Raw genomic sequence first — 4,428 nt, 5'->3', positions numbered from 1 at the left:
CACTAACTTCATAATGGTTGGCTCATCCTGTTCGATCATCTGATACAACAGTGGTTGGAATTGAGTACAGTAGCATTCTACAGATTCACCAAATTTTTCCCGTGCTTTCGCCTCCGTCATCCCCACACTAGCCGCTTCTGGACGGCAAAAAACAGCAGTGGGCACATAATCATAATTTAGTTTTTGCGCCTTGTTCCCAAAAACTGTATCGGCAAAGGCAATACCTTCTGCCTTTGCCACTGGAGTCAATTGCACCCGACTGGTACAATCACCCACAGCAAAAATATTTTCTTGGCTGGTGCGGCTGTATTCATCTACTTTGATTGCACCATGTTCGCCAAGTTCAACATGGGCATTTTCCAAACCAAGATTCTTGGTATTTGGAGCGTAACCTGTGGCAACTAAGATGGTATCTGCTGTAATTATTTCTTGGCTCTCGCCAGTAATAGTTAGCAACAAACCCTCTTCTGAGTATTTGATTTCTTGAACAGTGCTGTTGGTGAAAAACTTAATTCCGCGTTTAATCAACCCCTCTTGTACAGCAGAGCAAATGCGATCGTCAAACCCCGATAAAATCATCTTGTCTTTTTCAATCACCGTCACCTCACAACCGAAAGCGTGCATCATACTGCAAAATTCCACACCAATGTAGCCACCGCCAATAATTGCTAAACGTTTTGGCAGATAGGGTAACTGAAACATCTCGCGGGATGTGATGGCGTATTCTATACCGGGGATTTTGGGCTTAAGGGGTTGCCCTCCCACAGCAATTAAAATTTTGTTGGCTGTAACTTTGCGTCCATCAATATTGATAGTATGGGTATCAATGAAAGTGACACGTTGAGAAATTAATTCAATTCCAGCTTTTTGCAATTGCTGAAAATAGGATTGGTTAACTTTGTCAATATGCTGATGTACTGACTTAATAAATAATGTCCAGTCAAAGTATGTTTGACAGTCACTCCACCCATAACTTTGTGCGATTTGATTTTTGAGGGCGAAGTCAGCAGCGTAGACAATCAGCTTTTTTGGAACGCAGCCGCGATTTACACAGGTGCCACCAATAGCTTCTTGTTCGGCAATGGCGACACGTACACCATAACTAGCTGCTTTTTTAGCTGCTGCCAATCCCCCAGGCCCAGCACCAATGACAAACAAATCGTAATCAAATGTCATAAAAATCTGTTCCTTTTCACTTTTTGGAATGCAGAGCTATTTCATACCTTATAGTTATTTACACAAAACTTCATCTACTGTCTTTGGGTGGACAATTTGGGATGAAACCAGGCTAATATTTAGCAGATTGCCGCATTAATAGTCTTAGATCGAAAAGAATAGCGATCGCTCGATTATTGATAATTTATATTACATTATGTTGCAAAACAAGCATCTTTCTATTCTACAAGAGGTAGAAGTTTGCGTAGGCGTAGCCCGTCGTAGACATCGCTTCGGGCGGGTAGGCGATCGCACTTCTGGGCAGCAGCGATCCTTTGTTTGCAAATAATTACAGTGAATCAAGGAAAATTTGCATCTCTTGTGCATCGCGTGTCATTCCCAAGTGCTTAAAACCATTAATAGCCTTAGTTGAGAATTGGCGGGCTTTTTCTACACTTCCCCACTTTTTCTCCCAACGGCCAAGAGAACGTTGATAGCGAGCTAAACGCCTCTTGTTATGAGTCATTTCAGCTACGGTGAAGCCTTGACTTAATAACTTTTCAGCTTCATAGCGATCATCTTGTTCGATAGCAACATCAGCCAGCCAATTTCTCGCAGAATTGATCACCCGATGCCAACTAATTTTTTCTGCACTTTGCATCACATCTTGAAAAAGCTTCTTTGCTAAAGAATATTTACCTTCTAAATAAAAGATTTCAGCCCGATGGTAAAGAACGGGAATAAAATAGCGGATATGCTGTCGCTCCTCTAGATTCGCCTCGATCACTAATTTTTCTTCTACCGTCAGCCAGTGGCGGGCATCTTGATAATCCTTCTGTCTAATTTGTAGCCTAGCCATACTTTCGGCTAAGTCAGCGTGAACGCATAAATCTGCATAGTCACGCAAAATCCATGTCCGCCGCAAAATTTTGTCTGCTTCTTTCAGACTCAAAGATGAACACTCTCGAATTAGTAGCCAGCTTTTGCGGACGATAAGTTTTACGAAAGAAGACCATTCACCACGCCGTTCTGATTGTTCTATGAGCCATTGCAGCCAATCTAAGCGATCATCCCAATAGGCATAGACATTTGCATAGTGGATCAAGAGCATCCATAAATCTCTAACTGCTTCATAGCGGTCTTGGTCTTTACACCAATAAAGTACTGCCCGCAGATTTCCTTCCTCTGGTTTTAACTTATTGTAGTGTATCCACTTTTCCCAATCTTCTCCGGCATAATCGTGGGCAAAATCTAGATACCATGTCACCCAGCGCCTCCGTACTTCCCTCTCAAAATCTGGGTAAGCGGCTAATTCTGCTAAGGCGTACTCACGAGTCAGAGAGAGCATTTCAAACCGCTTAGTCTCTGGATTGAGATTCACAAAGGAAAGTTGCCGCAAACGTGCCAAGCCATTATTTACAGCATCAGGAGCGGCTGTTAGTCCAGCAACCTCAGCCACAGCAGTGAGTATGGCAGAGTCAGGAAAAATCGCCAGTGACATGAGTAATTTGTGGGGTGGTTGTCCTTTGATTCCCTGCACTGATTCCTCAAAGCAAAAACGAGCTACATTACCTGTAGCCGAGGTTAATCGAGCCAATACCGAGTTTAGGGAGTAGCCACTAGATACTTGACCGATCGCATATACAATCGCTAGAGGGATTCCACCAGTGCGATCGTATAGCTGCTTAGAGTCCTCATCGTTGATGCTTATACCTTTTTCTTCAGCTTGTTGTCGAATCAACTGCAAACCATCATCAGGAGGTAAATTTTGCAGACGGATTGGCAGCAAGGCAATTTGTTCGCGGGTAGTAATTGCTACTTTGATGCAAATGGGCAGATTGTATAAAAATTCAATAACCTCATCCCTATCCTCTATAGTCTCCATATTGTCCACAATCAGTAATGTTCTCCGTTTTGAGAGACTTTGGCGTACACGATCAAATTGGTCATTAAGAGGAGATTGAAGAATTGTCGGGTCGTCTAAAGCATTGGCAATTTCCCGAAAGATATCGCGCAGGTTACGCTGTCCCTGTTGCCGCCACAATATACTATTGGTGGGAATAAGTTCTTGTTGTTTGGCTGAAGTAAAAATAATCGCATCAAATTTGGGTGCGTCAGAAGAGTTTTCGTTACTGGCTTTTAAGCACAGGTAAGCAGCTGCTAACACCAGCGCCGTTTTACCTACGCCACCAATGCCATGTACTGTGATCATGTGAGCGCCATGCACTGATGAAAGGCGTTCCAATAGCTTTTTCATATCTGCCTCGCGACCAATAAATTGCGTGTAAGTCGGTGCTGGCAAATTGTGGGGGATGTCACGGCGTTGGATAGCAGATACAACAGAACCTCTACGATAACCATGTTTTTCCAGAACGTAGACAAGATTACTGGACTTGACACTTTTATTTGCTTCTCCCGTCAAAGTCTCGATGTCCCGATAGATATTGCTTAACTCTGCTCTGACAACACCGTTTTTTTTGTGCAAATCTTGACCAATCTTTTTTAAGCTGTACCCACAGAGTAACCCAAGTAACAGGTCTTTCTTAGTACTTTGTCTGTAACGTTTTTGAACCGTAATCTCCAAGTTAGTCAGTAGTCGGTCTATCTCCCAGTCCTGTAAAATCTTGCGATTCCAACTTTTAGGTAAATTCCAATCTTCTGACTGACCTGACATAAATATCACCCGATAAATTTATCATCAATGTGGCATTAGCAACATTTTAACGAACAAAAGTTTCACAAATTACTAACATTTTTTAAACAGTGTTAATTCACGTCTTAAATTTAACCGATAAGCTGATTTATAAATCCATTTTTGCCTCTAGTAAATAGAGACTGCCGACCATACCGACTTCTAAGCTCTAAAACTTTACCAGATAATTTTTTCACAAATTACTCAACAAAACTATGACAAATAAAACACTTAGCTTTCTAAATCTCTTATTTGGACTAAAACAATCCCGGCGTTATTTTCCAGAAGAAAAACAAGTCTGTGTATTTAATAAACGTCCCATACTGTACCGAGATTTTTCGCCAAACTCTGCACAGGAATCGATCAATGAACTGCAAGAGCGACTGCAAGCTCAGGGTTTTCTCTCAAATACTACTGGTACATTTGACATAGAAACAGAAGAGGCTGTAATAAATTTTCAGAAAGCCAATAATCTTCAGGTGGATGGAATCGTTGGGCCACTGAGTTGGGCTTGCCTTTTCTACCCAAGGCTTTATCGTAATCAAAAAAGTATGTCTCCAAAATCACAGGATGCTATTAAG

At 41.9% G+C, this 4,428-nt stretch carries 4 protein-coding genes; 2 read left to right on the top strand and 2 right to left on the bottom strand.

The window, feature by feature from the left end; all coding sequences use genetic code 11:
• A partial coding sequence (locus tag IQ229_RS14760; protein WP_194044877.1) for an FAD-dependent oxidoreductase occupies positions 1-1,176 on the bottom strand: 1,176 nt, incomplete at its 3' end.
• Positions 1,177-1,372: 196 nt separating this feature from the next.
• Between IQ229_RS14760 and IQ229_RS24565 the strand changes: the two genes are divergently transcribed.
• A complete protein-coding gene (locus tag IQ229_RS24565; protein WP_265582984.1) occupies positions 1,373-1,504 on the top strand; it encodes a hypothetical protein in 132 nt (43 codons plus the stop codon).
• Here IQ229_RS24565 and IQ229_RS14755 read toward each other — a convergent pair whose 3' ends face one another.
• The gene (locus IQ229_RS14755; RefSeq protein WP_194044875.1) at positions 1,505-3,829 is read right to left on the bottom strand and encodes a tetratricopeptide repeat protein; all 2,325 of its coding nucleotides are present in this window, start codon (positions 3,827-3,829) and stop codon (positions 1,505-1,507) included.
• A 233-nt stretch (positions 3,830-4,062) separates the two neighbouring features.
• Here IQ229_RS14755 and IQ229_RS14750 point away from each other — a divergent pair.
• A partial coding sequence (locus IQ229_RS14750) for a peptidoglycan-binding domain-containing protein (RefSeq protein ID WP_194044873.1) occupies positions 4,063-4,428 on the top strand: 366 nt, incomplete at its 3' end.

Origin of the sequence: Nostoc cf. edaphicum LEGE 07299, from assembly GCF_015207245.1 — a bacterium.
GTDB classification, from domain to species: domain Bacteria; phylum Cyanobacteriota; class Cyanobacteriia; order Cyanobacteriales; family Nostocaceae; genus Nostoc; species Nostoc edaphicum_B.
The sequence above is the reverse complement of the archived record's forward strand: the minus strand, read 5'-3'. Positions and strand labels throughout refer to the sequence as shown.

Coding starts and splice junctions, on each gene's coding strand:
- IQ229_RS24565 (WP_265582984.1), top strand. CDS start 1,373: ATGTTGCAAAACAAGCATCTTTCTATTCTACAAGAGGTAGAAGTTTGC.
- IQ229_RS14755 (WP_194044875.1), bottom strand. CDS start 3,829: ATGTCAGGTCAGTCAGAAGATTGGAATTTACCTAAAAGTTGGAATCGC.